This is a genomic window from Roseovarius sp. EC-HK134 (genome assembly GCF_902498815.1).
Classification (GTDB): domain Bacteria; phylum Pseudomonadota; class Alphaproteobacteria; order Rhodobacterales; family Rhodobacteraceae; genus Roseovarius; species Roseovarius mucosus_A.
Genome location: NZ_LR701544.1, coordinates 1,452,661 through 1,479,276 on the forward strand (window position 1 = coordinate 1,452,661; position 26,616 = coordinate 1,479,276).

Genomic DNA, 26,616 nt, shown 5'->3' on the forward strand with positions numbered 1-26,616 from the left:
GTGGTCGGCGCGCTGGTGGACACTATAAACGGGCCTGCAGATCAAAGTCACCCAATGGGCGCTGCACAATTGAAAATTCTCTGTTCGTGTCGAGTGCAGGTGGCAAGATGCATGCGCAGCGCGGCGCAAATCGCGCAAGCGCGCTACAGATAGCCGCGTACAAGGCTCTCGGCGATCAGCGTCCAGCCATCGGCGATAACAAAGAACGCAAGCTTGAAGGGCAGAGAGACGATGGCAGGCGGAACCATCATCATGCCCATCGACATCAGGATGGCCGCAACCACGAGATCAATGATCAGAAACGGTAGAAAAACCAGAAATCCGATTTGAAAGGCGCGCGCGATTTCCGAGAGCATGAAGCTTGGAATGAGAATTGAAAGCGGCGCGTCCGGTCCTGCGGAGGGGGTGATCGTTTCAGGGCGCAGGGCGGCTATGGTTGCCAAAGTGTCGGGGTCGACACGGCCCAACATGAACACGCGGAACGGTGCCAGCGTCCGTTCAATGGCCAGATCAGGGGACAAGCGTTCCTGTAACAGCGGTTCAATCCCGGTCTCCCAGGCTTGGGTAAAGACCGGCTCCATCACGAAGAAGGTAAGAAAGAGTGCGAGGCTGACGATCAGCATATTGGGCGGGGATTGTTGAAGACCGATCCCTTGCCTCAGGATCGATAGGACCGTGACGACAAAGGGGAAGCACGTGACCATAATGGCAATCCCGGGCGCGAGGCTGAGCACGGTGATCAAAGCTATCAGTTGCAGTGTTCGTGCTGAGAGTGAGGCGTCATCGCCCAAGGACAGAGTCAGATCTTGTGCCGGAGCACCGGTGGCAAGCGCTCCTAGAAAGAGGGTGCTCAGTCCGATGAGGATCAGACCAGACTTCATCACAACCCGTCCTGCAAATTCGCAACTTCGGTCACGCGCACGGCAATCTGCCCGTGTTGATCGCCGGCCAGCTCTTCGAGTTGACCGCGCGCTATCAGGCGCTCGCCGACATAGAGTTCGACCGCATCGTCAACACGCCGGTCGAGAACCAGAACGGCGTTCTTGCCAAGTTTAAGAAGGTCTCTGATCAGCGGGCGTGCCTTGCCGACCGAAACCGTGATCTCGATCGGGACTGACGAGAACGGGTTTTGCAGATCGTTGACGTGGGTTTCATTGCCGCCAGTTTTGTTATCCATCACGCCACTATCCTCTGATTTTGCTGAAAGAAACCGGATATCGCCTGCTCGATCCGAAGCAGGACATCCGGCATGTCAAGAGCGCGCTCGCTCTCGCCCAGGCGCACGCAAACCTGACCGCTTGCCAAGGTTGGATCCTCTGTCAGGGTGCAGGCAAGGTCGGGTAATTCGGCGCTGAGGCGGCGCAGGATCGCAAGATCTGCCGGACCGGCGGCAATCTGCAAAGGCTGACGCCCATTGGCTTCCAGCAAGTCGTGCAGAATTTCGGTCACATGCGGGATCAGCATCGCGTGGCTGATCGGTGGCAGAACCGTTTGGGTGATTTCCTGCAAAAGTTGCTGCATCGCGCCCATGATCGCGGCATGCACCTCTTCATAGGTAAAGCTGATGTCTTGCAGGTTTTGGACAAGATCGGCGGTGATCCTGCGCCCGTCGTCTACCTGCGATTTCACACAATCTTCCCAACCCGCCTGATACCCTTTCTCAAAGGCTTCTAGGCGTTCTTCCTCGAGCGAGACATCCGTGATCGCGATAGGCTTACCCTGAGTGAACGCGCCAAATTCGTTCAAAAGATGTGTGATCGACATCAGGCTCTCTCCTCTTCAGCTTCCAGCCAGTTGCGCAAGATCTCGACGGTTTCCTCTTGGCGTTGGCCGATCAGCGCGCGCAAGCGTGAGACCGGATCGTCTGTGCCCCCATCAAGACGCGGGCGCAGAGAAATCTGAGGTGCCTCAGACACGTCGGACAGGCCTGCTACGTCGATGTCGCCATCCTCGATTACGCCGGACAGGGGGGTAATTGCTGGGTCTTGCACCGGGGCGCGCCGGATTGGGGCGCTCAGTTGTGGGGTGGCCAGAGGAACGGGGCGCGAGAGAATCGGACGCAGCACAAAAAGGCCAAGCACAAGGGCCACGATGGCTAGAACCAGCGATTGCACCAAGGTCATTGTGTCGATCGCAAGGCGCTCAAGTAACCCCGCTTCGACCAGGGTGCCGGTGGGCGCTGACGGTTCGAATTGCAAGGTGCGAATCGTGAGCGCGTCGCCGCGCGTTTCATCAAGACCCACCGCAGAGCCAACAAGATCGCCGAGCGCGGTCAGCTCCTCTTCGGGGCGCGGCGCAAAGATTGGCGTGCCGCTCGCGTCTGGAGTGGTAATCCCGTTGATCAGGATCGCAACGGTCATGCGCTTGATAGCACCGGGTTGCTGGATGACTTCGCGCTCTGTGCTGGACACCTCGTAATTCACCCGTTCGCGTGTCTCGGTGTTCTCGCTGGCCGACGTCGCTGCCGCTGCCGCATCCCCATCTGGTAGGTTCGAGGCAACCGTGACGCCATTGTCCGTGCCATTTGAGGTGTTCGCGCGCTCTTCGGTATCGGTGCTGATCGCAACACGCCCCTCGGGATCAAACCGTCTCTCGCGGGTTGATTCGGTTTGCGTCACCGTTTCCAGCGCAATCTCGACGACCGCATTTCCATGCCCGACACGCGCCTCGAGCAGACGTTGCGCGCGCAGGCGCAGCCCCTCTGCCCGTTCATCGGCGGTGTTGGTCTTGGCTTCTTCGGCACCGCTGAGCAATGTCCCCTCGGCATCAATAATGGACACATCATCAGGCGTAAGATCAGCCACAGCAGAGGCGACGAGGAATTGTAGCGCGCGCGCATGTTTGGCAGAAACTGCGGCCCCATTGGTGCTGACCGAGACTGAAGCGGACCGATGCACATTGCGCTGAAACGGATTGGCACCGGTCGACGCGATATGAACCCGGGCCGCCACGATCGCGGGATGCGAGACGATGGTCCGGGCCAGTTCGCCTTCTTTGGCGCGCCAATAGGCGGCGTCGAACATCTGTGATGTGGTGCCAAAGCCAGACAATCCATCCAGAAGCTCATACCCGCTGGTGCCCGACCTCGGGAGCCCCTCGCCCGCGAGGATCATGCGCAGCTCATCCCGACGTGTCGAGTCGACAAGAATCGCGTCGTTGCGCACTTCATATGTGACGCCTTGCTGCTCGAGGGCTGCGACAACCTCGCCCGCCGCACTGCTTTCTAGGCCTGCGTAAAGCAAGGTCATGCTGGGCGTGGACGCCATGCGCGCAAGGGCCAAAACCGCCCAGAACATCACAAATGCCGCGCCGATGACGATGATACGATTGCGCAGGGTCAGCGCCTGCCAGAGCCTTGTGATCTGCTGCATTGCATGTCCTCCGGTACTTTTGTTCGAGTAATGTTCCGAAGTCATCATTCCCGCATCAGACTTAACAATCGGTTAGTTTCTTTGGGTTTATAAGAGTTTATCGACAACAGGATGGGTGATCATGCCAGAGACCGGAGACACAGAGACGGCACCCGAGGCGAAGCCGTCAAAGAGACCGTTGATGATTGGAATTGTCTTGGCGCTCTTGGGTGCGGCGGCGGGGTTTTACACCATGTGGTCTGGTTTGATTCCACTTGGCGGGGGACACGGATCTATTGCCCAGGGGCCCGCTGCGGGGGCTTCGGCGTCTGACACGCCGATGGGTGATCTGGTCTTTGTGCCGGTGGTGCCCGTGGTTGTCTCAGTCGGGCAGGGGGCTGCGCGGTCACATCTCCGGTTCGCCGCTGAGCTGGAGGTGAAGGCCGCCCATAAATCCGACGTCGAAAACCTGATGCCGCGCATCGTCGATGTGACGAATACCTATCTGCGCGCGCTCAAACTTGCCGATATCGAAGACGCGCAGGCCTTGATCCGCCTGCGGGCGCAGCTCTTGCGCCGGATGCAGGTTGTAACGGGTGAGGGCCGCATCAACGATCTATTGATCATGGAATTCGTGTTGAACTGAGGAGCGCATATATGGAAATGATTGCGGATATCCTGCTTGTTGCGGGTGCGATTGGGGCTGGGGTCTATTGCTTTGTGCTGGCCCGGCGGCTCAACCACTTCAACGATCTCGAAACCGGAATGGGCGGTGCTGTGGCGGTGCTTTCGGCGCAGGTCGATGATCTGACCCGAACGCTTCAGGCCGCGCGGCAAACGGCGGACGGATCCACACGCTCTCTCATCAGCGTCACCGAGCGGGCTGAAGATGTGGCCCGGCGGCTCGAACTCTTGGTGGCGGCGATGCACGATCTGCCCAATCAGGAGGTGTCGGCCCCGCCCCACAGGAAAACACCCGTCAGCCCCCCAACGGCCGATCCTGGCCCGGTTTTCAAGCGCCATCACGATCTGACGCCGGGGGCGACACCATGATCTGGCGATCCCCAACACACAAACCATCCGCAAGGTCGAGGCGTACGCGCGGTGTCTTGCTAATTCTCTCTACCTTTTTGGTCGCATCGGCGCTTTTGCGTTTCGGAGAGGGTGTCGGCAGGGCTTTTGCCCGCGCGCCAGAGGCGACAGAAGAAAGCAGCACACCATCCACGCAGGCCTGTGAGACACCCGAAGATATGAAAGCTTTGCTTGACGCGCTGCAAGAGCGTGGGCGCATGCTCGAGGAACGAGAGACGGCCCTGCGCAATCGAGAGCAGGTGCTCAAACTGGTCGAGCAAGAGGCCGGACAAAAGATTGCGGCCCTGACAACAGCCGAAGAGGATCTGCGCCGCATGATCGCTCTGACGGAAAGTGCCGCAGAGAATGACGTGGCGCAGCTGACCAAGGTTTACGAGTCGATGAAGCCCAAGCAGGCGGCTGCGCTATTTGAGGAGATGGACCCGGTCTTTGCCGCCGGATTTCTTGCGCGCATGCGCCCCGATGCTGCGGCGGATGTCCTCGCAGGGCTTTCGCCCGGAGTGGCGCATGGCATTAGTGTGATCCTTGCGGGGCGCAATGCCACTGCGCCGCGGCGATGAGGGCGGATCGTCAGGGTTTGTTAATCGGTTGGTGGCAGTCTCGGATCAGTGACTGCCTGCGGGGAACGGAATGGTCGGAATCATCGGGATTGTCGTAATTTTCGTCATGGTGTTTGGCGGCTATGTGGCCGCCGGGGGTAAGCTGGGTCTTATTCTCAAGGCGCTGCCGTTTGAGTTCATGATGATTGGTGGGGCGGCTGTCGGGGCGTTTCTCATCAGTAATGACGCGCCTGCGATCAAACACACGCTCGGGGATATCGCCAAGGTCTTCAAGGGTCCGAAATGGAAGCCGCAGGATTACCGGGATCTGCTCTGCCTCTTGTTCGAATTGATCCGTTTGGGTCGGCAGAACCCCATTGCTGTCGAAGAGCATATCGAGTCACCAAACGACTCTGCGATCTTCTCGAAATACCCCAAGATTCTGGCCGATGCAGAGGCCGTGGCCCTGATCAGTGATACGTTGCGCTCGGCCTCCATGAATTATGATGATCCTCATCAGGTGGAAGAGGTTCTCGAAAAGCGGATAGAGGCCAATCTTCACCATGCGTTGCACTCAAGCCATGCTTTGCAAACCATGGCGGATGGATTGCCTGCTTTGGGGATTGTCGCCGCTGTGCTGGGTGTCATCAAGACGATGGCGTCGATTGACCAGCCGCCGGAAATCCTCGGCAAGATGATCGGTGGCGCGCTGGTCGGGACCTTTTTGGGCGTCTTCCTCTCGTACGGGCTGGTCGGGCCCTTCGCGGCTAAGGTCAAGGACGTGGTCGAGGAGGATGGACATTTCTATCAACTGATCCGCGAAGTGCTTGTGGCCAATCTGCACAACCATGCCACCAATATCTGCATCGAAGTCGGGCGACAAAACACGCCTAATCACAAACGCCCAAGTTTCAACGAGTTGGAAGAAGCGCTGAAGTCTCTCAAACAGGACGCGGCATGATCCGGACTGTGACCATCTCGTTCATCCTGTCTTTATGGGCCGCCCCGATGCTTGCGCAAAACGTGGTGGTGCGCTCTGGCGAGCATGAAGGGTTCACGCGACTTGTGTTCGATTTTCCCGCGCGACTCGACTGGCAGGATCAAACCCGAGAGGATGGTATCACGATCACCTTTCCCGGCGGTCGCCCTACATTTGACCTGAGCCGAGTGTTTGATCGCCTCACCCAAGGCCGACTTGCCGGGATCGGCGCGCCAAAGGGGTCTGGGCAGCTGGATCTGACATTTGGCTGCGCCTGTACAACAAGAACGTTCTGGCATTCGCAATCCATGCTGGTGCTTGATATTCTCGCCCCTGGCACCGCCGAACCCTCTGCCGCGCGCCGGCCTCAGGCGCCTTTGGCAGAGGGCGCAACAGCTGATCTGCGAGAGCCTTGGAAAGCGCGGGCCGAGTCTTCGGCGGCCAGATTGGTAGCATCGCGCCTTGCCCCGTTATCAGCCACGAGCAAAACCGCTGCGCCGCTGGGGCCGGAGGATGTGTTGCCGGCGGTGCGCCGCAGCCTTCTGGCGCAAATCGCACAGTCGGCCAATCAGGGGCTGGTCCAGCCGCTGCGCACGCCCGACTTGGGCAACATTACGCGGGCCCACCAAAAGCCTTTGGCAACGGCGATCGAGATTGTGCCGTCTGGCGGCATGGCAACCGGTGCCGAGCCCCCATTGACCGAAGGCTTGCCGTTGGCCACCTCTGGCAATCTCAGAGTGACAGGCACAATCAACCAAGTGCCGGGGCTGGCCTTTTCATCCGCGCTGTCCGATGCGATCCAGACCGCCTGTTTGCCTGATTCCGTTCTGGACGTCGCAACCTGGGGGACGCAAAAGCCGCTAGCAGATCAGATCGGCACGCTCTCCCCTAGGCTTTCCGGTGAATTCGATGTCGTCAATCCAGAGGTCGCGCTTCAGCTGGCCCGCCTCTACATTTACTTTGGCTTTGGGCTTGAGGCGCGGCACGTAGCATCGTTAATCCCGACCTATGCTGCGGAAGTATCGGTTCTGTTCGAATTGGCATCGCTGGTTGATGATCCGGATGCCGCGTCTGCAGCACCTCGGCTCACAGAGGATCTGGGATGCCATGGACGCAGCGCCCTTTGGGCCGCTTTGGCGCATGCGGAAATTCCCGAGGACAAATTGCTGGATCATTCGGCAATCCTGCGTGGGTTCGCGGAATTGCCAGAGCATTTGCGCAGGCATCTTGGCCCGGCGCTTGCCCGCAAGTTGCTTGCGGCAAAGCATCGCGAAACATCGGACATGATCTTGCGGGGCCTTGGGCCGGCAGATCTGTCGGACACCGCAGGCGCAAAGATCGCAAGAGCCGAGCTTGCGCTGGCAGACGGTGATCTCAGCGCCGCCGACCAAAGCTTGCAAGGGTCGTTGTCAGGTAATGATGTGAACTCTGCGCCAGCCTTGGCAGCCCTGATCAACGCCCGGATATCAAGGGGGCAGGACATTGACTATGACACCGCACAACTTGCAGGCGCGCTCTACCAAGAGACCCGTGGCACGCCGATGGGTCAAGAGCTTGGGGGCGCCTATCTGCTGGCTTTGACCGCCTCGCGCTCTTACGCCGAGGCCTTTGCTGAATTCGAGCGCGTTTCGCCAGACTTGTCCCTCGAAAACGCCCAAAAAACGCGCCAAGAGATGCTGCGCCTGCTGGGCGCACAGGCCGATGATATAGAGTTTCTCCGGCAGATCTTGGGTGAGCCCAAGGAAAGCTTTGCAAGGATGCCCGCTGATTTAACCCGCGAGATCGCGCAGCGAGCCTTGACCTTGGGCTTTGCGGATGTGGCTGATGAGATTCTGAGTGTTGCATCGCGCTCGGTGACAGAGCCTGAGCAACGGCTCTTAAGGGCGGAAATAGCTCTAGCTCAGGATCTCCCGCATCTTGCAGAGGCAGAAATCATCGGCCTTGCCTCGCCCGATGCTGACACCCTTCGCGCCCGCGCCCGGACTAGTCTTGGCGATTATGCCGGTGCAATGCGTTATGCCGAGGGCTTGCAAGATGAGGCCGCAAAGCAGCAGGCGGCGTGGCTTGCGCAGGATTGGCAAAGCCTTCTTTCGGCTGGTGATCCATCAACACAGAATCTGGCGCAGGCCATGACACAAGCCGCGCCAGACCAAGCTGGCGGGCTTCTTCAATTCAATCAAAAGTTGATTGATCAAAGCATTGCAACCCGAAGCGCCCTGAGTGCACTCTTGGCGAGCACCGCTATTTCCGATCCCCCGTGACAATCGAATTTCTGGTTACCGAATCGCAAGAGTGATCGCGCAAGCTGACGCGCAGACATTCTGAAAACCTGGGGATCCGTTGTGAGAGAAATTCGGCGATGAGCCCTTTGATACAACGTGAATGGGAGTGCTTATGAGAGACCTTCTGACCGTCCGGTGGTTGCTCTGTAGACGACGTGCGTTCGGAAGTTTGGCGCGGCGCGCTCAGATCCGAGGCGGGCTGGCACCGGCCGCTTGGTTCTTGACGTTTCTGTTTGTTCTTTCTTTGAAGAAGCGTGAGGCGCGCTTGAGCTGCCTTCTGCGCCAAGTGATCACCTCTGGCCTTCTCGGGGCAACACAGGCCTTTGCCGCGCCGGTTGATCTCTGCGATGACGCCGCCCGACACGCTGCGAGACATGCCGATGTTCCCACGAATGTGCTGCGCGCCATTGCCAAGGTTGAAACAGGTCGCTCGGTGGCGGGCACAGTAAAGGCCTGGCCCTGGACCGTGAACATAGAGGGCAAAGGCTATTGGTTCGAGAGCGAAGAGGAAGCGCAGACCTTTGTGCGCGCCGCCTATATGCGTGGTGCCCGCAGTTTCGATATTGGGTGCTTTCAGATTAACTTCAGATGGCATGGCGCAGCCTTCGAGTCGTTCGAAACCATGTTTGATCCGATGGAGAATGCGCTTTATGCCGCAAGATTCCTGCAGGAGCTGCGGCGTGAAATGGGCAGCTGGGCTAAAGCGGTTGGGGCCTATCATTCCAGGCAGCCGCAACGCGCCCAAGGTTATCGCGACCGGGTCGAAGATGTCTATGCCGGGCTGGATGTAGTGCGATCCTCGGAGCCTGTGGCAACATCGCGCCAGAGACTTTCAGAGCCTGTTCTGTCCAGCAACGGCTATCCGCTGTTGCAACATGCGGATGGCGTCACGCGCTCGGGCTCTCTCGTGCCGATGGGGGAAACGCGGCGCTATATAATCCGGCTCGATCAAACAGTTGCGGTGGGGTTCTAAGGTATGGGCGGTCTTTCCATCAAGTCGGTGTTTCAACCAACGGTCCTGCTGGCGCTCGCGCTTATGGCCGTGATTGTGATGATGATCCTGCCCGTTCCGGCATGGCTGCTTGATGTCGGGCTGGCGGCATCTTTTGCCCTCGCAATCCTGATTTTTACGATCACGCTCTTTATCGATCGGCCGCTCGATTTTTCCGCATTTCCAACCATCCTCCTTGCATCGCTGATGCTGCGCCTGGCGCTCAATGTCTCTTCGACCAAGCTGATCATCGGACAAGGCCATACCGGCACCGATGCCGCAGGACAGGTGATCGAGGGGTTTGCCGATTTCATCATCGGCGGCAATGTTCTTTTGGGTCTTGTCGTGTTTCTCGTGCTTTTGATCGTCAACTTTCTGGTGATCACCAAAGGTGCCGCGCGCATGGCAGAGGTTGGTGCACGCTTTGCCCTTGATGCAATGCCCGGCAAGCAGCTTGCCATTGACAGCGACATGTCGGCGGGTGCCATCAATCATCAGGAGGCCAAAGAGCGGCGAGAGCAGGAACAACAGGAAACCACTTTCTTTGGATCGCTCGATGGGGCCTCAAAATTCGTCAAAGGGGATGCGGTTGCGGGCCTTTTGATCACGCTTCTGAACTTTCTCGTCGGTCTTGTGATCGGCATCACGCTCCATGACATGCCGATCGGTAAAGCCTTTGAAACCTATACGATCCTGACAATCGGTGACGGGCTGGTTACCCAGATTCCGGCTGTCATCATCTCGATCGCTGCGGCGCTGCTACTGGCGCGGGGCGGCAATAAAGGCGCGGCGGATCTGGCGATTTCCGAGCAGATCGGGCGTCATCCGACGGCGCTGGCGACAGTCGCTGTCTTGATGGGGCTTTTCGCGCTCGTGCCGGGCCTGCCGTTTGTGCCGTTCCTCCTCGGCGGCGTCGGATTGGCCGCTCTGGCTTTTGCCAGCCATCGCAGTCGGGGCGCGAACCCTGCCTCATCGCAAGAAGATTCCCTTCCCGTGAGCGCGCCGATCAGGTCAATGGGCGACATTCTGGAACTGGATGACATTCACGTGGAATTTGCCCCGGACCTTGTCAACATGGTGCTTGATCCCGGTGTCGGCCTTGAGGCGCGCATCACCAACATGCGCCAGTATGTTGCGACAACATATGGGGTTATCCTCTCGGATATCCGATTGACCGACGATCCGGGTATGCCACCAGGCAGCTACGTTATACGCATTCAGGGGGTGGAACGCGCGCGGGCGTTTCTGCGGGACAATCACCTTCTTGCCCTCGACCCCGACCAATATCCGGCCCTTGCCCCAGGTGAGACGGTCAAAGAGCCGGTGTATGGTGCCCCGGCACGTTGGATTCCTGCTTCAGAGCAGGATCGTGCGGCGCTGTCCGGGGCCACTCTGGTGGCACCCCCAGAGGTGCTTGCGACCCATCTTCTAGAGGTGATCCGCCGCAATCTGAGCCGGTTGCTGACAATGAAGGCCATGCGCCGCCTGCTCGACGAGATGGTCAATCTCTCTGACAGAGGCAGGTCTGAGGCCAACCGCAAACTGCTCGAGGACATGATCCCGGATCGTGTTGCACCGGATCTTTTGCATGCGGTCCTGCGTCTGTTGCTCGCGGAGCAAGTCTCGATCCGAAATCTGCCGTTGATCCTTGAGAGCATTGCTGAAAACCGGCAGTTTGGGCCGCAGCCTGAGGCCATTTGTGAGCATGTGCGCCAGAGGCTTGGGTTTCAGTTGGTGGCCGGCCTGCAACGCCCCGACGGCAGCTTGCCCCTGATCCAGCTTGCACCGGAGTGGGAGGATACATTCACCGCTTTTGAGATGAGCGGCGAGCGTGGCCGCTCCGACGTTGCCCTGCCGCCGGAGCAGTTCAGCACGCTCACGGCCGGGGTCGCCGAGCAGGTGCAACTGGCCGGAGAAAGGGGCCTCTCGCCCGCCCTGGTCACATCGTCTTTGCGGCGCCGATTTCTGCGCACACTTTTGATCGCCAGGAATGTCAACGTTCCCGTTCTCAGCTTTGAAGAAATAGGATTCGAGGCCAAGCCATCGCTAGTCGGCGTGGTGCGCGCATGACGCCTCTCGCTCAGGTCTTTGATCTGTCGATCGAGATGCTTTGGTTGCACGTAGCCGTATTTCTGCGGGTCGCACCGATCATCGGGCTCTTGCCAGGGTTCGGCGAATCCTCCGTCCCGATGCGGATCAAGCTGGTTCTTGTCATCGCCTTTACACTGATCGTGGCACCGGTCCTATCGCCCGATTTGGCAGATCATGCGCGGGCACCGACGGTAGGTTTGATCCTGTCCGAAACGATTGTCGGCCTTGCCCTGGGCGTTGCTCTGCGGCTCTTTCTGATGGCTTTACAAATGGCGGGGTCGATTGCGGCGCAGTCGACCTCATTGGCGCAAATCCTCGGAAATGCCAGTCAGACGCCGCTTCCGGCCATTGGTCACCTTCTCGCAACTGGCGCGGTGGCCCTGATGATGATTATGGGCGTCCATGTGCGTTTGGCTGAGATGATTGTGCTCAGCTACGGGATCTTTCCAGTCGCGGAGTTTCCAGACGTTGGCACCCTGTCGCAATGGGGAGTTGCCCGGATCGCGCAGGCGTTCTCTTTCGGCTTTTCTCTTGCTGCGCCCTTTGTGCTTGTTTCGGTGTTGTATAATCTGACGTTGGGCATAATCAATCGGGCGATGCCCCAGTTGATGGTTGTTCTCGTCGGCGCCCCGGCTGCCATGGCCCTTACCCTCTTTCTGTTGATGCTCGTAGTGCCCACGATGCTGGTGGTTTGGCTCGGAGCATTTCAAAGCTTTGTCACAAACCCGTTTGGAGGGTGACGATGGCCGAGCAAAACGACGACTCTGACAAGACGCTAGAGGCAACACAGCACAAGCTGGACGAGGCCCGCAAAAAGGGAGAGTTTGCGCGCTCTGCCGATCTCAACACTGTTGGAACCTACGCTGGGCTATTGCTGGCCCTCAGTCTTGCAAGTGGCACGCCTGTTGAGACAGTCGGAGCCAACCTCATGACTTTGGTCGAACACTCAGACCAGTTGGCCAAGCTCATATTTCAGGGCGGGCTGGGCGCCTCAGCGCTGGGTGGAATAGCGGCGCAGATCGTTTTCGGCCTGTCCCTCTTTTTGCTTTTGCCAATGGTTATGGCACTTGCGGCCGTGATCGCACAGCGCGCTTTTGTCGTGGCTCCGACCAAGATCGAACCCAGGGTATCGCGCATCAATCCGGTTGAGAACGCAAAGAACAAGTTCGGGGCAACGGGGCTCTTCGAATTTGCCAAGAGCTTTGGGAAATTGTTTCTGTACAGCCTCTTGCTTGGGGGTTTTCTGACCTATCGGCTACCTGAAATGATGAGCACATTGCATGCAGAGGCCCCGATCATCGGGGCGGTGATGGGCAAATTGATCATCGAGTTCATGATTATTGTTTTACTCATCTCGCTCGCAATCGGCGGTCTTGATTATCTCTGGCAGTATTTCGATCATTTGCGGCGTCAGAGGATGTCTCACAAGGACCTTCGCGATGAGTTGAAGCAGAACGACGGCGATCCCGCGGTCAAACAGCAGCGCCGACGCCGCGCGATGGAGTTGGCATCTGGCAGGATGATGGCCGATGTGCCAACGGCGGATGTGGTCATCGTCAATCCCACTCATTTTGCAGTGGCCCTGAAATGGAGCCGCAAACCGGGGGCTGCGCCAACCTGTGTGGCCAAAGGCATGGATCATATAGCGCTCGCAATTCGCGATCTCGCCCGAGAAAGTGGTGTGCCCATCCTTGAGGATGCGCCAACAGCGCGCGCGCTGCATGCCACGACAGAGATCGGCCGTGAAATCGATCCAACGCATTATGCGGCTGTGGCCGTCGCCATCCGTTTTTCCGAAGACATGCGCCGCAAGGCAAGGAGTTTTGGGTGACCGCTCGAAGCCATGCAGATATGGTGGCCTTGACTGACGCGCTCTATCGTGCGGCCTCGGCCAAGATGCAGCGGATACTGTCAGAGGAGGCACGGTTGCGTGCAGACCTTAGCCAGCTTGAGACTATGCGCGGCGCTACGCAAGATATGCCCCAAGGCGATGCGAGCGGATACCGTGCGGTTGGCGCAGATCTTTTATGGCAGGGTTGGATCGGGCAAAGCAAGGCCCGCCTGCATTCCGACCTGGCACGCGTTCTGGGGAGTAAAGGACAACTAAGCCGAGAGCTGCGCCGCAGCTTTGGCAAGTACCAAGCGGCGGCGCAGCTCTCTCAAGAGGAAAGGCACCGCACCGTGCAAGCGCGCGCTAAAGCGCAAGCTGCGCTCTCGGAAAGCCTTGCGCGACTCCAACAGATGCCTCCGGACTGACCGCCGCCGCTTAGACGTCTTGTCGTGCGATTTCCGTGATCAGAACGCCCAGGATAGCATCCCCCAATACCTCTTGCGCCACGTCGCCGAGCGCCGCACGCAGTACATCCATGTTTCGAGCCTTGGTGAATTCCCCTTGAAAACCGCCTCTGTTGGCGTGATCGAAAAGTGCCTGCAACAGAACATCCCGCAGCTTTGGCTCTCGGTCATAGACCTCGGCTGTGCGACCTGCGGTGGTTTCTATGCTGAGTGACAGCACCACAAGTGCGTTTATCCTGTCCTTGGCAACCAGTGGGATGACGAACTGGTTGTTCAGCTTTACGATTTCACTGCCCTTTTGGGCCTCAGGTCGCGGTGTTGCGTGATCCGTGGTTGGTTCGGGTGGGTGTTCCGCCTGCGCGCTCTCTGGCTCAGGCTTGAGCACAAGGCCTGCCCCGCCCCCCGCAGCCAAGCCAATCAGAAGCAAGAACAGAGGCAGCATTTTCGCAAGCATTATGATAGGTCCTGGCTTTGGTTTTCAGAAGGGAAGAAGGCCATCGAGCAACTGCTGACCGATCCTGGGTTGTTGAACATCGGTGATCTGGCCGCGCCCACCATAGGAAATTCGGGCGGCGGCAATTTTGTCATAGGTGATCTCGTTCTGGCGCGAGATGTCTTCGGGCCGCACGAATCCGGACACCAGCAATTCGCGCAACTCGAAATTGACCCGCACCTCTTGAGAGCCTTGGATTTCGAGCACCCCATTCGGCAGAACCTGCATCACGGTTGCGGCCACGCGCAGGGTCAGCTCTTCACTCCGGCTGACCGAGCCTTCTCCGCCGGATTGGCTGGTTGAATTGAGACCCGCCGCGCGGTCAAGACTGGCCCCTTCGGGCAGGTTGGGGTTGATCCGTTGGGGGATGCCGAAGAGATCCGGGATCGCCAGGCTCTCGGACCCGTCCCGAGAGCGCGATGTGGAGTTCGAGATCTGCGCCTCTTCGTCAATTTCAATGACCACCGTCATGATATCGCCACGCTGCGCTGCGCGCCGGTCGCCCAAAAGGGATTGCTTGCCACCGCTCCAGAGCGAGGCTTGTTGAAACGGGGCGTCCTGCGCGGTGCTGCGCGGCAGGCCCGGATCAAGCATGGCAAGCTGTTCGGTGGAGTTCATGGTCGGGGTGAAACTTGGCGGTTTGCCGAGATGGTCGAGCCGCGCGCAGGAGGTGGCCAGCAGAACCACGACAAAGATTAAATTGAGACGCAAGGCAGTCATGGTGGCTCCTATTGCGACACGAGTATCTGGCCGTTTGCCGTCACGCGCCCCGAGACAGTGGCGCGCGACGCAAGGTTCATCACGCGGACATGATCACCAATCCCGGCTCGGTCGAGCGAGCGGCCTTCTGTCATGATCTCTAGGCCGCCACGCAGATAGATCAGTGGGACGACCTGATTGCGCTCGACTACGGTAGGGGGCCCGACATCGCCTTGGCGCACCGGACGACCCGGATAGAGGGCGACGCGCGCCTCTTGCCCAATCAGGTCCTCTAGCGCCACATCGCTGTGGCCCTCGCCCTGTTGCAACAAGAGATCGGCCGGACCAAGGATTTCTTGTGGGCGGATTGTGCGGGTGGCGAGGATGACATCTGCCAAAGCCGGTCCGCTGAGAAAAATGCCGAGCATAAAAGCCAGAGACCGCATCACCGCACCTGTGTTGTGGCGCTGAGCATCTGGTCAGCGGCGGTGATGACCTTGGCATTCAGCTCATACCCTCTTTGGGCCTCAATCAACTCGGTAATCTCACGCACCGGATCGACGGAACTGTCTTCCAGATAGCCTTGGCGCAGCGTGCCCAAACCATCTTGTCCGGCGGTGGTGACATTCGCGGGGCCAGAAGCCTCGGTTTCGACGAAAAGATTGCCGCCGATCGCCTCTAGCCCCTTGGGGTTGGTAAAGCCGACAAGGTCGATCTGCCCCAGTTGCTGCGCCTCGGCGGTGTCTTGAAAAAAGGCGAAAACCTCGCCTTCGGCGTTGATGGTGATGCTGCGGGCATCCTCGGGGATCGTAATCTCGGGGGCTATGGGAAAGCCCTCGGAATTGACGATGACCCCATCCGCCGAGCGTTTGAGCGCCCCGTCGCGGGTATAGCCGGACTGGCCAGAGGGCAATCGGACCTCCAGATAGCCGCCGCCGTCGATGGCGAGATCGAGATCGCCATTGGTCTGGGTCAGCGACCCTTGGGCCAGTTGTACGGAAATCGCCGATGGGCGCACACCAAGGCCCAGCTGCACGCCGGTGGGCAAAACCGTGCCATCGGCCGCATTGATGGTGCCAGCGCGCGCGAGTTGCTGATAGTGCAAATCCGCGAATTCTGCCCTGCGCGCATTGTAGCCGGTGGTCGACATGTTGGCGAGATTGTTCGAAATCGTTTCGACCCGCATTTGCTGGGCGGCCATTCCGGTGGCGGCGATCTTGAGGATATGCATGACGCGCTCCTGAGTTAACGGATGAGGGAATCGAGCGCGGAGGTCACGCGCTCATGTTCGGTATCGAGAAAGCTCTGGCCCATTTCATAGGCGCGCTGCACTTCGATCATGCGGGCGACCTGGCCGATGGGATCGACATTGGCCCCCTCCAGAAATCCCTGGTGAATGACCCCTTCTTCGACCGGTTCGAACCCGCCATTGGCATGGAACATCACGCCATCCTCGCGGATCATGCCAACCCTATCGATGGGGCGCACAAGGCCAATCTGGGCCAGCGGGCGGCCATTGTCGCTGAGCGTGCCGTCGGGAGAGAGACCGATACTGCTGGCGTCAGGGGGAATGAACACGGGCGCCCCGCCTGCATCCAGCACGCGAAAGCCATCCGGCGTGACCAGATCGCCTTGCGCCGAGAGTGTGAAGCTGCCCGCGCGCGTCAGCCGCTCGCCTGCCGGGGTCTCGATTAGGAAAAACCCGTCTCCCTCAATCGCCAGATCGAGCATGCCGCCCGTAAGGGTGAGCGGCCCCTGGAGGGTGGAGGTCATCCGCACATTGCCCCGCGCCATCGAAAGAGAGGGGCCGCCTTCGGTGCGTTTGACGAATTCGGAAAAGATCAGCCCCTCTTGGCGATAGCCGGTGGTCGCGGCATTGGCGATGTTGTTGGCCACGACCTGCAATTCGCGCAAGAGCCCGGATTGCCGGGTGAGGGTTGTGTAGCCCGCGCTTTCCATCTCAGCCTCCTGTGATGATCGGGATGAGCCGGTCCTGAAAAAAGGTGACCAGCGTTTGCGTCATGAAGCCCATGGTGATCCAGAACACGACAATGATCGCGCCCAGTTTGGGAACAAAGGTCAGGGTCAGTTCCTGAATCGAGGTGAGCGCCTGAAAGAGCCCCACCACGAGGCCCGCCAGAAGCGCCACCGCGAGGATCGGAAAAGAGATAATCACCGAAATCCAAAGGGATTCGCGCAACGTGTCAAAGAACAGGACCTCGTTGAGCATCGGATCAGACCGGCATGCGGAGGATTTCCTGATAGGCCTCCACCACACGGTCGCGCACCGTGACGGCGGCCTCAACCGCGAGTTCGGTCTGCGCAAGCGCCTGCACCAGAGAATGTGGATCAGCCTTGCCGATCATGCTCGCTTTGGCGAGAGTTTCGCCCTCTGAGAGGGTGGCGGCAAAATCCTTGGCCACGGTCTGAAAGGCGCTGCCCGCCGCATTGTGACTGGCGGTCGGTTCGGTCGCCATGCGGGCGGCAGAGTATTTCTGGGCGGTATTCAATCCGGTAATATCCATTCTGGATCTCCTTTATCGGCGTAACAGGTCCATTAGCCCGGCAGACATCTGCCGCACCTGATCAAACATCTTTAGATTGGCCTCGTAGCTGCGCTGCGCCTCGCGTGCGTCGGCGATTTCGATCATGAGATCGACCGTGGACCCTTGGTAATACCCGGTTTCATCCGCAAGCGGGTGACTGGGATCGTAGATCCGCTGTGGGGCGCTCTGATCAAGGTGGACCCGGCTCACCGTGACGGCGCCAGCTGTCCCTGTCCCGGCGTGGGTCGCCTCGAACGATACGGTTTTGCGGCGATAGCCGGGCGTGTCGGCATTGGCGATATTCTCGGACACATGCTGCAGACGTTGCGCCTGAGCCTTGAGCCCGCTGGCTGAAACCGAAAGGGCGTTGGAAAAATCGCTCATCTTGCGCCCCTATCGCCGCCCGATCGCCGCGCGCAGCACGGTGAGCGAGGATTTGTAGATCGCGAGCGCGCGGTCGTGTTGGCGTTTCACATCCACCGCGCGCAGCATTTCGGTCTCAAGCGTGACCGAGTTGCCATTTGGGTCCGCGACGGCATCCCTGTCTTTGGCAACAGCAAAATCAAGGCGCGTTTCATGGCCGAGCATATGCCCGCTCCGTGTCGCGCGCGGCATCTGTCCCCCGTCATCAGAGGCGTAGACCACCGCAAAATCTGCGATGTCGCGCGCGGCATAGCCCGGCGTATCGGCATTGGCCATATTCTGCGACACCAGCGCCTGACGGGCACCCGCGTGCTGCGCCAACGCATGAGCCATGCGAAATACTTCCATCTTTTCAAACATCGGGGCTTCTCCCTCGAGTGGCTTCAACCAAGGCTTAACCCTGATTCCTTTAGAAATTGTTTGCGGGATCATGATTGGAGCAGGCGATGCAGAGACAGGACATGGCGGCGTTGCGGGCGGAACTTTCTTCGCTGCGTCTGTCGCGGGTGATAGGCCGGGTCAGCGCGGTGCAGGGAAATACCTTGCGGATCAGTGGCCTGTCTTCTGAGGCACGGCTAGGAGACAGGGTGGACATTCGCCGCCGGTCTGGTGCGCCGCTCTCTGGCGAGGTGATCCGGCTTGAGGCGGCTTCTGTGATGGTCTTGCCTGAGTCCAGCCCCGAGGGGGTTGCCCTTGGGGACCGTGTGATTCTGGGGCAGGCAGAGGCCATCGCGCCGTCACACGGCTGGTTGGGTCGGATCATTGATCCCTTTGGTGCACCGCTCGATGGTCGGCCTCTTTTACGTGGGGCCGAGACACGGGCGTTGCGCGCAGAGCCCCCGGCCCCAGCGCGGCGGCGCGCGCTGGGCGCGCGGCTGGAAACTGGAATGGCGGCCTTTAACACGGTGCTGCCCATCGTGCGCGGACAGCGCGTGGGCCTTTTTGCCGGGTCAGGCGTTGGTAAAACCATGCTGTTGGGGCATCTGGCGCGGCACATGCAGGCCGATGTTGTTGTGATCGCTCTGATCGGCGAGCGCGGGCGCGAGTTGCGCGAATTCGTCGAGCATGTGCTGGGGCCTGAGGGTATGCGCCGCGCGGTGATCGTCGCCGCCACCTCGGACCGCTCGCCGCTTGTTCGCCGCCGTTGTGCCTGGACGGCAATGGCCGTGGCCGAGTTTTTCCGCGATCAGGGTCAGCAGGTGCTGTTCCTTGCCGATTCGATCACGCGCTTTGCCGAGGCGCATCGCGAGGTGGCGACGGCGGCGGGGGAAATGCCAGCGCTGCGCGGCTTTCCGGCCTCAACCTCGCATTTGATCATGTCGCTTTGCGAACGGGCGGGCCCGGGCGAGGACGGGGCCGGCGATATCACCGCGCTTCTGACCGTTCTGGTCGCTGGCTCGGATATGGAGGAACCGATAGCCGACATTTTGCGCGGCGTGCTTGACGGGCATGTGGTGCTGGATCGTCAGATCGCGGAGCGCGGGCGCTATCCGGCGATCGATCTTTTGCGCTCCGTGTCGCGGAGCCTGCCGCGCGCCGCAACGGATGAAGAAAACACCCTGATTTCACGAACGCGCAGCCTTTTGGGCAATTATGCCCGGTCTGAGACCATGATCAAGGCAGGCCTCTATGCCGAGGGCAGCGATCCCGAACTCGATCAGGCGATACGGATCTGGCCCGAGCTTGACGGGTTTCTGGCCGAAAAAGAGGCGGTTTCCGCTAAGAACAGCTTTGCCCGTCTGGGTGTTATCCTGCGGCGGGCAGGAACGCCGCCACTTCGCGGCGCGGCACGTTGAACTGGCTTACGCGAGCATGTGCCGTGCCCGTGCGCCGCGTTCGATGGCGGCGGCATGCAGCCTGTCGATGGTCAGCTCGTAGCGGATTTCTTCGAGCAGGCGCAACTCGCGCTCGTTCAGTGTCCCATCTGCCGCCGCCACATCACAGGCAAGCGCATAGGCCGTCTCGAACAGCCGTTCGGGCAGGTTCGCACGCACAAGACCAAAGAGCGCATCAAGACCATCTTCGACCGTAAACAGGTCGAGCACGGTTTGCGACATCAACCTGAGCCGATCCAGATCATAGTCGGCAAAGATCGGCAGGTTATTCACCGTGCTTTCGATCTTGATGAGTTCAGCGGTGCGCATATCCTCATCCGAGGCCGAGACGGCGATCATCACCGCCACAAGGCAATCTTGCGGTGTAAGCGGGTGGGGCATCGGTTCTGACATGTGCGGGCCTTTCGCGCGGGGCTATGTTGCGGTGCAGAATATTGACTGTCACGCCCCCCGGCAATAGGAAGCGCAGATGCTTTGCCGGGATTTCGGCGGGCTGAAACCTGGAGTGTGACCGATGTCCGAATTGCGCGATGCCGCCATGAATTCGAAAGCCTGGCCTTTTGAAGAGGCGCGCCGCGTGCTCAAGCGCTATGAAAAGGCACCGCCGGAAAAGGGTTACGTGCTGTTCGAGACCGGTTATGGCCCCTCTGGCCTGCCGCATATCGGCACCTTTGGCGAGGTGCTGCGCACGACGATGATCCGCCGTGCCTTTGAGGTGATAAGCGACATTCCGACACGGTTGATCTGCTTTTCCGACGATCTTGATGGCATGCGCAAGGTGCCGGGCAATGTGCCTGACCGTGAAATGCTGATGGAGCATCTTCAAAAGCCTCTCACCTCTGTGCCAGACCCTTTTGGCACGCATGAGAGCTTTGGCCACCATAACAACGCCATGCTGCGGCGGTTCCTCGATACCTTTGGGTTCGACTATGAGTTCTATTCGGCCACGGAATTCTATCGCTCAGGTCAGTTTGACGACGTGCTGCGCCGCGCCGCAGAACGCTATGACGCGATCATGGCGATCATGCTGAAATCGCTGCGTGAAGAGCGGCAGCAGACCTATTCGATCTTTCTGCCCATTCACCCCGAAACGGGCCGTGTGCTCTATGTGCCGATGAAAGAGGTGAACGCCAAGGATGGCACCATCACCTTTGACGATGAGACGGGGCGCGAATGGACCCTGCCGGTGACGGGCGGCAATGTGAAACTGCAATGGAAGCCTGATTTTGGCGCTCGTTGGGCTGCTCTTGGCGTTGATTTCGAGATGTATGGCAAAGACCACTCGACCAACACGCCGATTTACGATGGCATCTGTCGTGCGCTCGGCGCACCCGCGCCAGAGCATTTCACCTATGAGCTTTTCCTTGACGAGAGCGGACAGAAGATCTCGAAATCCTCGGGCAATGGTGTGTCAATTGATGAGTGGCTGACCTATGCCGCCACCGAAAGCCTGTCGTATTTCATGTATCAAAAGCCCAAGACCGCCAAGCGGATGCATTTCGATGTCATCCCACGGGCCGTGGATGAGTATCATCAGCAATTGCGCGCCTATCCCGAACAGACGCTAGAGCAGCAGTTGGCCAATCCGGTTTGGCATATTCACGGCGGCAAGGTGCCCGAGAGCCGGATGGTTGTGCCCTTCTCGATGCTGCTCAACCTTGCCTCGGTATCGGCTGCCGAAGACAAGGAAACGCTCTGGGGCTTTATCCGTCGCTATGCGCCCGACGCCCGCCCCGAGACCCATCCTGATCTCGACGCGGCAGCCGGCTATGCGGTGCGCTACTACAAGGATTTTGTGGCCCCAGCCAAGGTTTACCGTGCGCCCACTGATCTGGAACGTGAGGCCTTGGTGGACCTGCGCGCGCAACTGTTGGCCTATGATGGCCCAGCCGAGGATGAAGCGCTGCAATCCATCGTCTATGCCGTGGGGCGTGACCGGTTCGATCCGTTGCGCGACTGGTTCAAGGCGCTCTACGAGGTGCTTTTGGGGGCGTCTCAGGGGCCACGCTTTGGCGGGTTCATAGCACTTTATGGCGTGACGGAAACTGTGGCACTGATCGACAAGGGGTTGTCGGGCGAGTTGTCCTGATCAGGGCCGTTGCGCAGCCTTGGTGCTCTTGCTACCTTTGGTGAAAACAAAGGGGCGAGCGATGCGTATCTTGGCAATCCTGACCGCCGCAGGCCTTGCGGCCTGTGCAGCGACCGTCTCCATGCCCGATGCGGGCGAGGGGGCGGGAATTTATAATGCCAACTGTGCCCAATGCCACGGGGCATCCGGGCAGGGGGACGGCCCTTGGGCGTCTGGTCTCAGGCCGGCTCCGGCGGATCTGACGCAACTGTCGAAAGATGCGGTTTTCCCCCGCGCCCATGTTTTGTCGGTGATCGACGGCTATGACCGCACCGGACTTCCGGGTCAGGACATGCCCGAATTTGGTCTGCTGCTCGAGGGGGAAACCGTGCCGCTTGATGTGGGTGACGGCGTTCTCACACCCACACCGCGCCCGCTTGCAGCGTTGATGGCCTATCTCGAAAGCATCCAAGTCAAATGAATAAGGGGGCTGACCGGGATTCGGCCAGCCCCCTCTTTTCAGTCAAACGCGATCAGGCGTTGGGCAGGATCACGATTTCGACCCGGCGGTTCTGCGCCTTGCCTTCGCTTGTGAGGTTTGAGGCGACGGGCTGATCCTCGCCCCGGCCAATGGCGCGGAGGCGACCATAAGGCACGCCGCCGCTGGCAAGCACATCCGCAACCGCATTCGCGCGACGCAACGACAGGCCCTGATTATATCCTGCATCGCCGTCGCTGTCGGTATGGCCTACGACCTGCACCGTGGTGTTGGGATAGGCTTGCAGGCTCTGCGAGACCTTGAAGAGATCATCACGCAGCGCGGGGGCCACTGTTGCCCCGTCCACCGGGAAAAGGATGTCTTGCGGCATGGTCAGGATCAGGCGGTCACCGGTGTTGACGATCCGCACATCGCCGTCAAGTTGCTGACGCAACTCGGCCTCTTGCCGGTCCAGTGCGTTTCCGATGGCCGCGCCACCCACGGCACCAAGTACGCCACCAAGCAGCGCGCCCTTCCCCTTGCTGTCGCTGACAATCGCTCCGGTCCCGGCACCGATGAGACCGCCGATGATCGCCCCCTGCTGGGTTTTTTGGTTGGGGTTGGTGCCACCCACATAGCCCGGATCGGTGCAGGCGGTTGCCAGCAACAAGGATGCGCCGGAAAGCATCAGTAAGGGTTTTTTCGCTCGTATCATGGAATTCGCCTCTTCGGTTCAACTGGCCCGATGGATCGGGTCTGCGCCGATGATATGCAATAACAACCCGTATCCCAAGGGTCATTCACGGGGAAAAACCTGGCATTGCCTGCAACTTTCCGCCTATCCGTCGGCGCGGGCGCCCTCCCAGGCAAGAATAGCGCGCTTGACGGGCAAGCCCCAGTGATAGCCGCCAAGCGCGCCTGATTTGCGCAAGGCCCGGTGACAGGGGATAATGTAGCTGACCGGATTGCGCCCAACCGCAGTGCCCACAGCCCGCACCGCACGTGGATTACCGATGGCGCTTGCGATTTCGGAATAGGTGGTCACGTGGCCCGAGGGTATTTGCAAGAGCGCCTCCCAGACCTTGATCTGAAACGGTGCGCCGATCATGTGGACCGCCACCTCGCCGCGCCCGCCAAAGGCTGCATCGACCCAGCCCGCGATTTTGTCGGGCGCCTCGGTATACGCGGCCTTGGGCCAGCGGGATCGCATATCGGCCATCGCGATCTCTCGCCCGAATTCCTCGGAAAAGGCCAGGCCACACAGCCCGCGATCGGTGCCCATGGCAAGCGCCTCACCAAAGGGGCTGTCGAACCAGCCGAAATGGATCGTCAGCCCGTCGCCCCCGCGGGCAAAATCGCCGGGGCTCATCGCCTCCCACCGCAGAAAAAGATCGTGGAGCCGCCCCGTGCCCGACAGGCCCGCCGCATCGGCAGCCTCCAGCGTCGTGAACCGCTCTGCCAACAGCGCCTTGGCATGGCCGAGGGTCAGGTACTGCTGATAGCGTTTCGGCGACACCCCCACCCATTGCGAAAAGAGCCGCTGGAAATGCGCAGCACTCATGCCCATCTCTCGCGCCAATTCCTCGAGCGTCAGCGCCGCGTCGTGGCCATCAATAAGGTCGATAGCACGGCGCATGACGTGGTAGTGATAGCCGGATTCGGGTTGGGCGTTCATCTTGGCGTTCCTGTGATTTCACAGGCAGGATATGACGCCGGTTCTGGGCATGCGACCCGAATGTTGCGCATCCCGCCAAATCCCGGCATAGAACAGCCATGGCACGCCAACTTGACTATCATAAGGTCCGCGAGATTTTCGCCCGGTTCGAGGCTGCAGAGCCGGAACCCAAGGGCGAGTTGGAGCATGTCAACGCCTATACGCTTGTCGTCGCCGTCGCCCTTTCGGCGCAGGCCACCGATGTCGGCGTCAACAAGGCGACGCGTGACCTCTTCAAAGTCGCTGACACCCCGCAAAAGATGCTCGATCTGGGCGAAGAGGGGCTGATCCAACACATCAAGACCATCGGCCTCTATCGCAACAAGGCCAAGCATGTGATGAAACTCAGCCGGATCCTTGTCGAGGACTACGGCGGAGAGGTGCCCAACTCCCGCGCCGCGCTGCAATCCTTGCCCGGTGTCGGGCGCAAAACGGCGAATGTTGTGCTCAATATGTGGTGGCATTATCCGGCGCAGGCGGTGGATACGCATATCTTCCGTGTGGGCAACCGCAGCGGCATCTGCCCCGGCAAAACGGTGGACGCTGTCGAGCGCGCTATCGAAGACAACGTGCCGGTGGACTTTCAGCGCCACGCGCATCACTGGCTCATCCTGCATGGCCGCTACACCTGCAAGGCGCGCAAACCCGCCTGCGGCACCTGCCTTATTCGTGATCTCTGCTTATTCGAGGACAAGACCCTATGACAAAATATCAGGCCGTTGGCATCGGTAATGCCGTGGTGGACGTGATCAGCCAATGCGATGATGCCTTTCTGGCGCGCATGGCCATCGACAAGGGCGTGATGCAATTGATCGAAACCGAACGCGCCGAATTTCTCTATGAGAACATGACCGACCGTCGGCAGATGCCGGGGGGATCGGTGGCCAATACCATCGCGGGACTGGGCGCGCTTGGCCTCTCGACAGGTTTTATCGGACGGGTCAGCGATGACGATCTTGGGCGCTACTACGCTGCGGCGATGGCCGAGGTCGGCACTGATTTCGTCAATCCACCACGCGGCGATGGCGCGCTGCCCACCTCGCGGTCGATGATCTTTGTCTCGCCAGATGGCGAGCGGTCGATGAACACCTATCTGGGTATCTCGACCGAACTCGACGATGCAGATGTGCCCGAGGCCGTGGCCGGGCAGGCAGAACTTTTGTTTTTAGAGGGGTATCTCTTTGACAAGCCCAAGGGCAAGGCAGCGTTTCAGGCGGCAGCGCGCGCGGCGCGGGCCGGCGGCGGCAAAGCCGGGATCACCCTCTCCGACCCGTTCTGCGTCAATCGCCACCGGGATGACTTCCGGGGTCTCTTGCGCGAGTTGGACTATGTGATCGGCAACGAACACGAGTGGTGCGCGCTCTATGAGACCGAGGATCTGGGCTCGGCCTTGGAACAGGCGGCATCTGAAAGCGGCCTCATTGTCTGCACCCGTTCGGGGCATGATGTTGTGCTGGTTCAGGGGGATGAAACTGTCACTGTTCCGGTGCATCGCGTGACCCCGGTTGATACCACCGGCGCGGGCGATCAGTTTGCCGCTGGCCTGCTCTACGGCCTGGCGACGGGCCAACCGCTGGCGGTGGCCGGGCGCATGGGCTGTATCGCGGCGGCCGAAGTGATTGGCCACTATGGCGCGCGCCCCGAGGCGGACGTGAAGGCGCTTTTTGCTGCCGAAGGATTGATCTGAGAGGTTGGCGTCTGGCGGCAGAGCGCAGAGTTTGAGTATTTTTGCCAAAAAGAAGCGCAAGGTTTTATTAACCCTGACGTGAGATGCTGGGTCTGCGGTACAGGCTGGAGAGCCGATGACCGCCCATGAAGAAGCCGCGCCCGGGTGTTGCGTGTGTCAAATCCGGGCGCGCATTTCGGTTTCTTTATGGTCCAAATACTTCGGGGTGAATTGGCCGTAGGCCAAGAGGGGCAGCGCCCCTTTTGGTGTAAAACGCTTACTTGTCGCGGAACTGCGCCTCGCGTTTCTCGGAAAACGCGGCCATCCCCTCTTTCTGATCCTCGGTAGCAAAGAGCGAATGGAACACGCGCCGCTCGAACAAGAGCCCCTCGCGCAATGTCGTCTCATAGGAGCGGTTGACCGCTTCCTTTGCTGCCATCACCGAAATTTGCGATTTCTCTGCAATTTTCTGCGCCGCTGCCATCGCCTCTTCCATCAGCTTCTTGGCTGGGACCACCCGGCTCACGAGGCCTGAACGCTCTGCTTCTTCGGCATCCATGAAGCGGCCCGTCAGGTTCATGTCCATCGCCTTGGACTTGCCCACCAGCCGTGTCAGGCGCTGGGTTCCGCCAAGGCCCGCGATCACGCCGAGATTTATTTCGGGCTGGCCGAATTTGGCGGTGTCCGAGCAGATGATGAAATCGCACATCATCGCAAGTTCGCAGCCCCCGCCAAGCGCATAGCCCGACACCGCAGCGATGATCGGCTTGCGCACCCGGGCGATGGCGGCGCTATCGGCGGTAAAGAGGTCTTCGGTGAAGACATCGACAAAGCTCTTCTCGCTCATCATCTTGATATCGGCCCCGGCGGCGAAGGCTTTTTCCGAGCCGGTCAGCACGATACAGCGCACTTTTTCGTTCTGTTGCGCCTCTCCCAATGCCTCTGCAAGTTCCGACATCAACTGCGCATTGAGCGCATTGAGCGCGTCAGGCCGGTTGAGCTTGATGAGGGCGACGTGGTCTTCTATTTCGACGATGATCGTCTCATAGGCCATGAAATCAGCTTTCATTTGTTT

The 26,616-nt window shown here is 59.8% G+C and carries 32 protein-coding genes; 15 read left to right on the top strand and 17 right to left on the bottom strand.

Annotated elements, in window-relative coordinates:
* Positions 1 to 143: 143 nt before the first annotated feature.
* Genes fliP through fliF form a run of 4 tightly spaced genes read right to left on the bottom strand, consistent with a single transcriptional unit; the run spans position 144 to position 3,371 of the window.
* Positions 144 to 881, bottom strand: a complete 738-nt coding sequence (gene fliP, locus GC127_RS10935) for a flagellar type III secretion system pore protein FliP (protein ID WP_151978059.1) — start codon at positions 879 to 881, stop codon at positions 144 to 146.
* Positions 881 to 1,177, bottom strand: a complete 297-nt coding sequence (locus GC127_RS10940) for a FliM/FliN family flagellar motor C-terminal domain-containing protein (RefSeq protein WP_151978061.1) — start codon at positions 1,175 to 1,177, stop codon at positions 881 to 883. The genes fliP and GC127_RS10940 overlap by 1 nt, the downstream gene beginning before the upstream one ends.
* Complete coding sequence (locus GC127_RS10945; protein WP_151978063.1) at positions 1,177 to 1,764, bottom strand: flagellar biosynthesis protein; 588 nt, start codon at positions 1,762 to 1,764, stop codon at positions 1,177 to 1,179. Before GC127_RS10945 ends, GC127_RS10940 begins: the two co-directional genes overlap by 1 nt.
* Entirely contained in the window at positions 1,764 to 3,371 is a 1,608-nt protein-coding gene (gene fliF / locus GC127_RS10950; RefSeq protein ID WP_151978065.1) for a flagellar basal-body MS-ring/collar protein FliF, read from the bottom strand. The genes GC127_RS10945 and fliF overlap by 1 nt, the downstream gene beginning before the upstream one ends.
* Positions 3,372 to 3,492: 121 nt before the next feature.
* Here fliF and GC127_RS10955 point away from each other — a divergent pair, with 121 nt between their 5' ends.
* The 10 genes from GC127_RS10955 to GC127_RS11000 all read left to right on the top strand — a co-directional run bounded on the left by GC127_RS10955 (position 3,493) and on the right by GC127_RS11000 (position 13,580).
* A complete protein-coding gene (locus GC127_RS10955; protein WP_151978067.1) occupies positions 3,493 to 3,996 on the top strand; it encodes a flagellar basal body-associated protein FliL in 504 nt (167 codons plus the stop codon).
* 11 nt (positions 3,997 to 4,007) lie between these two features.
* On the top strand, positions 4,008 to 4,403 hold the full coding sequence (locus GC127_RS10960) for a DUF6468 domain-containing protein (protein ID WP_008281460.1): 396 nt from the start codon (positions 4,008 to 4,010) through the stop codon (positions 4,401 to 4,403).
* Positions 4,404 to 4,459: 56 nt separating this feature from the next.
* Complete coding sequence (locus GC127_RS10965) at positions 4,460 to 5,002, top strand: MotE family protein (RefSeq protein WP_254700070.1); 543 nt, start codon at positions 4,460 to 4,462, stop codon at positions 5,000 to 5,002.
* A gap of 70 nt (positions 5,003 to 5,072) precedes the next feature.
* The gene (gene motA, locus GC127_RS10970) at positions 5,073 to 5,942 is read left to right on the top strand and encodes a flagellar motor stator protein MotA (protein ID WP_008281462.1); all 870 of its coding nucleotides are present in this window, start codon (positions 5,073 to 5,075) and stop codon (positions 5,940 to 5,942) included.
* The gene (locus GC127_RS10975; protein WP_151978071.1) at positions 5,939 to 8,221 is read left to right on the top strand and encodes a hypothetical protein; all 2,283 of its coding nucleotides are present in this window, start codon (positions 5,939 to 5,941) and stop codon (positions 8,219 to 8,221) included. Before motA ends, GC127_RS10975 begins: the two co-directional genes overlap by 4 nt.
* A gap of 286 nt (positions 8,222 to 8,507) precedes the next feature.
* Entirely contained in the window at positions 8,508 to 9,215 is a 708-nt protein-coding gene (locus GC127_RS10980) for a lytic transglycosylase domain-containing protein (RefSeq protein ID WP_254700072.1), read from the top strand.
* Between the two features lie 3 nt (positions 9,216 to 9,218).
* On the top strand, positions 9,219 to 11,303 hold the full coding sequence (gene flhA / locus GC127_RS10985; protein ID WP_151978075.1) for a flagellar biosynthesis protein FlhA: 2,085 nt from the start codon (positions 9,219 to 9,221) through the stop codon (positions 11,301 to 11,303).
* Positions 11,300 to 12,064: a flagellar biosynthetic protein FliR gene (locus GC127_RS10990; protein ID WP_151978077.1), complete on the top strand. Its 765-nt coding sequence runs from the start codon at positions 11,300 to 11,302 to the stop codon at positions 12,062 to 12,064. Before flhA ends, GC127_RS10990 begins: the two co-directional genes overlap by 4 nt.
* Before the next feature lie 2 nt (positions 12,065 to 12,066).
* Positions 12,067 to 13,155, top strand: coding sequence for a flagellar biosynthesis protein FlhB (locus GC127_RS10995; RefSeq protein ID WP_081507044.1), 1,089 nt, complete (start codon positions 12,067 to 12,069; stop codon positions 13,153 to 13,155).
* A complete protein-coding gene (locus GC127_RS11000; protein WP_254700074.1) occupies positions 13,152 to 13,580 on the top strand; it encodes a hypothetical protein in 429 nt (142 codons plus the stop codon). The genes GC127_RS10995 and GC127_RS11000 overlap by 4 nt, the downstream gene beginning before the upstream one ends.
* A gap of 10 nt (positions 13,581 to 13,590) precedes the next feature.
* On the opposite strand, the gene GC127_RS11005 is transcribed toward GC127_RS11000, so the two are convergent.
* From GC127_RS11005 to GC127_RS11045, 9 genes are read right to left on the bottom strand one after another with little or no spacing between them, the layout of a single operon-like run.
* Positions 13,591 to 14,073 carry a flagellar basal body-associated FliL family protein gene (locus tag GC127_RS11005; RefSeq protein WP_151978079.1) on the bottom strand — a complete coding sequence of 161 codons (483 nt, stop codon included), beginning with the start codon at positions 14,071 to 14,073 and terminating at the stop codon, positions 13,591 to 13,593.
* A 24-nt stretch (positions 14,074 to 14,097) separates the two neighbouring features.
* Positions 14,098 to 14,832 carry a flagellar basal body L-ring protein FlgH gene (flgH, locus tag GC127_RS11010; protein ID WP_151978081.1) on the bottom strand — a complete coding sequence of 245 codons (735 nt, stop codon included), beginning with the start codon at positions 14,830 to 14,832 and terminating at the stop codon, positions 14,098 to 14,100.
* A gap of 8 nt (positions 14,833 to 14,840) precedes the next feature.
* Positions 14,841 to 15,257, bottom strand: coding sequence for a flagellar basal body P-ring formation chaperone FlgA (gene flgA, locus GC127_RS11015; protein WP_081507042.1), 417 nt, complete (start codon positions 15,255 to 15,257; stop codon positions 14,841 to 14,843).
* Positions 15,257 to 16,042: a flagellar basal-body rod protein FlgG gene (gene flgG / locus GC127_RS11020; RefSeq protein ID WP_008281472.1), complete on the bottom strand. Its 786-nt coding sequence runs from the start codon at positions 16,040 to 16,042 to the stop codon at positions 15,257 to 15,259. The genes flgA and flgG overlap by 1 nt, the downstream gene beginning before the upstream one ends.
* A 14-nt stretch (positions 16,043 to 16,056) precedes the next feature.
* Positions 16,057 to 16,770, bottom strand: a complete 714-nt coding sequence (locus GC127_RS11025; RefSeq protein WP_151978082.1) for a flagellar hook-basal body complex protein — start codon at positions 16,768 to 16,770, stop codon at positions 16,057 to 16,059.
* Between the two features lies 1 nt (position 16,771).
* Positions 16,772 to 17,041, bottom strand: a complete 270-nt coding sequence (locus GC127_RS11030; protein WP_008281474.1) for a flagellar biosynthetic protein FliQ — start codon at positions 17,039 to 17,041, stop codon at positions 16,772 to 16,774.
* Between the two features lie 4 nt (positions 17,042 to 17,045).
* Entirely contained in the window at positions 17,046 to 17,336 is a 291-nt protein-coding gene (gene fliE / locus GC127_RS11035) for a flagellar hook-basal body complex protein FliE (protein WP_081507040.1), read from the bottom strand.
* A 12-nt stretch (positions 17,337 to 17,348) separates the two neighbouring features.
* The gene (gene flgC / locus GC127_RS11040; RefSeq protein WP_151978084.1) at positions 17,349 to 17,741 is read right to left on the bottom strand and encodes a flagellar basal body rod protein FlgC; all 393 of its coding nucleotides are present in this window, start codon (positions 17,739 to 17,741) and stop codon (positions 17,349 to 17,351) included.
* A 9-nt stretch (positions 17,742 to 17,750) separates the two neighbouring features.
* On the bottom strand, positions 17,751 to 18,140 hold the full coding sequence (locus GC127_RS11045) for a FlgB family protein (protein WP_081507039.1): 390 nt from the start codon (positions 18,138 to 18,140) through the stop codon (positions 17,751 to 17,753).
* 86 nt (positions 18,141 to 18,226) lie between these two features.
* On the opposite strand from GC127_RS11045, the gene GC127_RS11050 reads away from it, so the two are divergent.
* Positions 18,227 to 19,576, top strand: coding sequence for a FliI/YscN family ATPase (locus GC127_RS11050; RefSeq protein WP_037297897.1), 1,350 nt, complete (start codon positions 18,227 to 18,229; stop codon positions 19,574 to 19,576).
* Positions 19,577 to 19,582: 6 nt separating this feature from the next.
* On the opposite strand, the gene GC127_RS11055 is transcribed toward GC127_RS11050, so the two are convergent.
* The gene (locus GC127_RS11055; RefSeq protein ID WP_008281479.1) at positions 19,583 to 20,008 is read right to left on the bottom strand and encodes a tellurite resistance TerB family protein; all 426 of its coding nucleotides are present in this window, start codon (positions 20,006 to 20,008) and stop codon (positions 19,583 to 19,585) included.
* A 121-nt stretch (positions 20,009 to 20,129) separates the two neighbouring features.
* Here GC127_RS11055 and GC127_RS11060 point away from each other — a divergent pair, with 121 nt between their 5' ends.
* The gene (locus GC127_RS11060; protein ID WP_008281480.1) at positions 20,130 to 21,704 is read left to right on the top strand and encodes a lysine--tRNA ligase; all 1,575 of its coding nucleotides are present in this window, start codon (positions 20,130 to 20,132) and stop codon (positions 21,702 to 21,704) included.
* A 61-nt stretch (positions 21,705 to 21,765) separates the two neighbouring features.
* Entirely contained in the window at positions 21,766 to 22,164 is a 399-nt protein-coding gene (locus GC127_RS11065) for a cytochrome c (RefSeq protein WP_008281481.1), read from the top strand.
* A 52-nt stretch (positions 22,165 to 22,216) separates the two neighbouring features.
* Here GC127_RS11065 and GC127_RS11070 read toward each other — a convergent pair whose 3' ends face one another.
* Both GC127_RS11070 and GC127_RS11075 read right to left on the bottom strand, forming a co-directional pair.
* On the bottom strand, positions 22,217 to 22,876 hold the full coding sequence (locus GC127_RS11070; RefSeq protein ID WP_081507036.1) for an OmpA family protein: 660 nt from the start codon (positions 22,874 to 22,876) through the stop codon (positions 22,217 to 22,219).
* A gap of 123 nt (positions 22,877 to 22,999) precedes the next feature.
* A complete protein-coding gene (locus GC127_RS11075) occupies positions 23,000 to 23,836 on the bottom strand; it encodes a bifunctional helix-turn-helix domain-containing protein/methylated-DNA--[protein]-cysteine S-methyltransferase (protein ID WP_151978086.1) in 837 nt (278 codons plus the stop codon).
* A gap of 98 nt (positions 23,837 to 23,934) precedes the next feature.
* Here GC127_RS11075 and nth point away from each other — a divergent pair, with 98 nt between their 5' ends.
* Both nth and GC127_RS11085 read left to right on the top strand, forming a co-directional pair.
* Entirely contained in the window at positions 23,935 to 24,579 is a 645-nt protein-coding gene (gene nth, locus GC127_RS11080; RefSeq protein WP_151978088.1) for an endonuclease III, read from the top strand.
* Complete coding sequence (locus GC127_RS11085) at positions 24,576 to 25,562, top strand: adenosine kinase (protein ID WP_081507034.1); 987 nt, start codon at positions 24,576 to 24,578, stop codon at positions 25,560 to 25,562. The genes nth and GC127_RS11085 overlap by 4 nt, the downstream gene beginning before the upstream one ends.
* Before the next feature lie 256 nt (positions 25,563 to 25,818).
* Here GC127_RS11085 and GC127_RS11090 read toward each other — a convergent pair whose 3' ends face one another.
* Positions 25,819 to 26,595: an enoyl-CoA hydratase gene (locus GC127_RS11090; RefSeq protein WP_008281486.1), complete on the bottom strand. Its 777-nt coding sequence runs from the start codon at positions 26,593 to 26,595 to the stop codon at positions 25,819 to 25,821.
* Positions 26,596 to 26,616 lie beyond the last annotated feature (21 nt).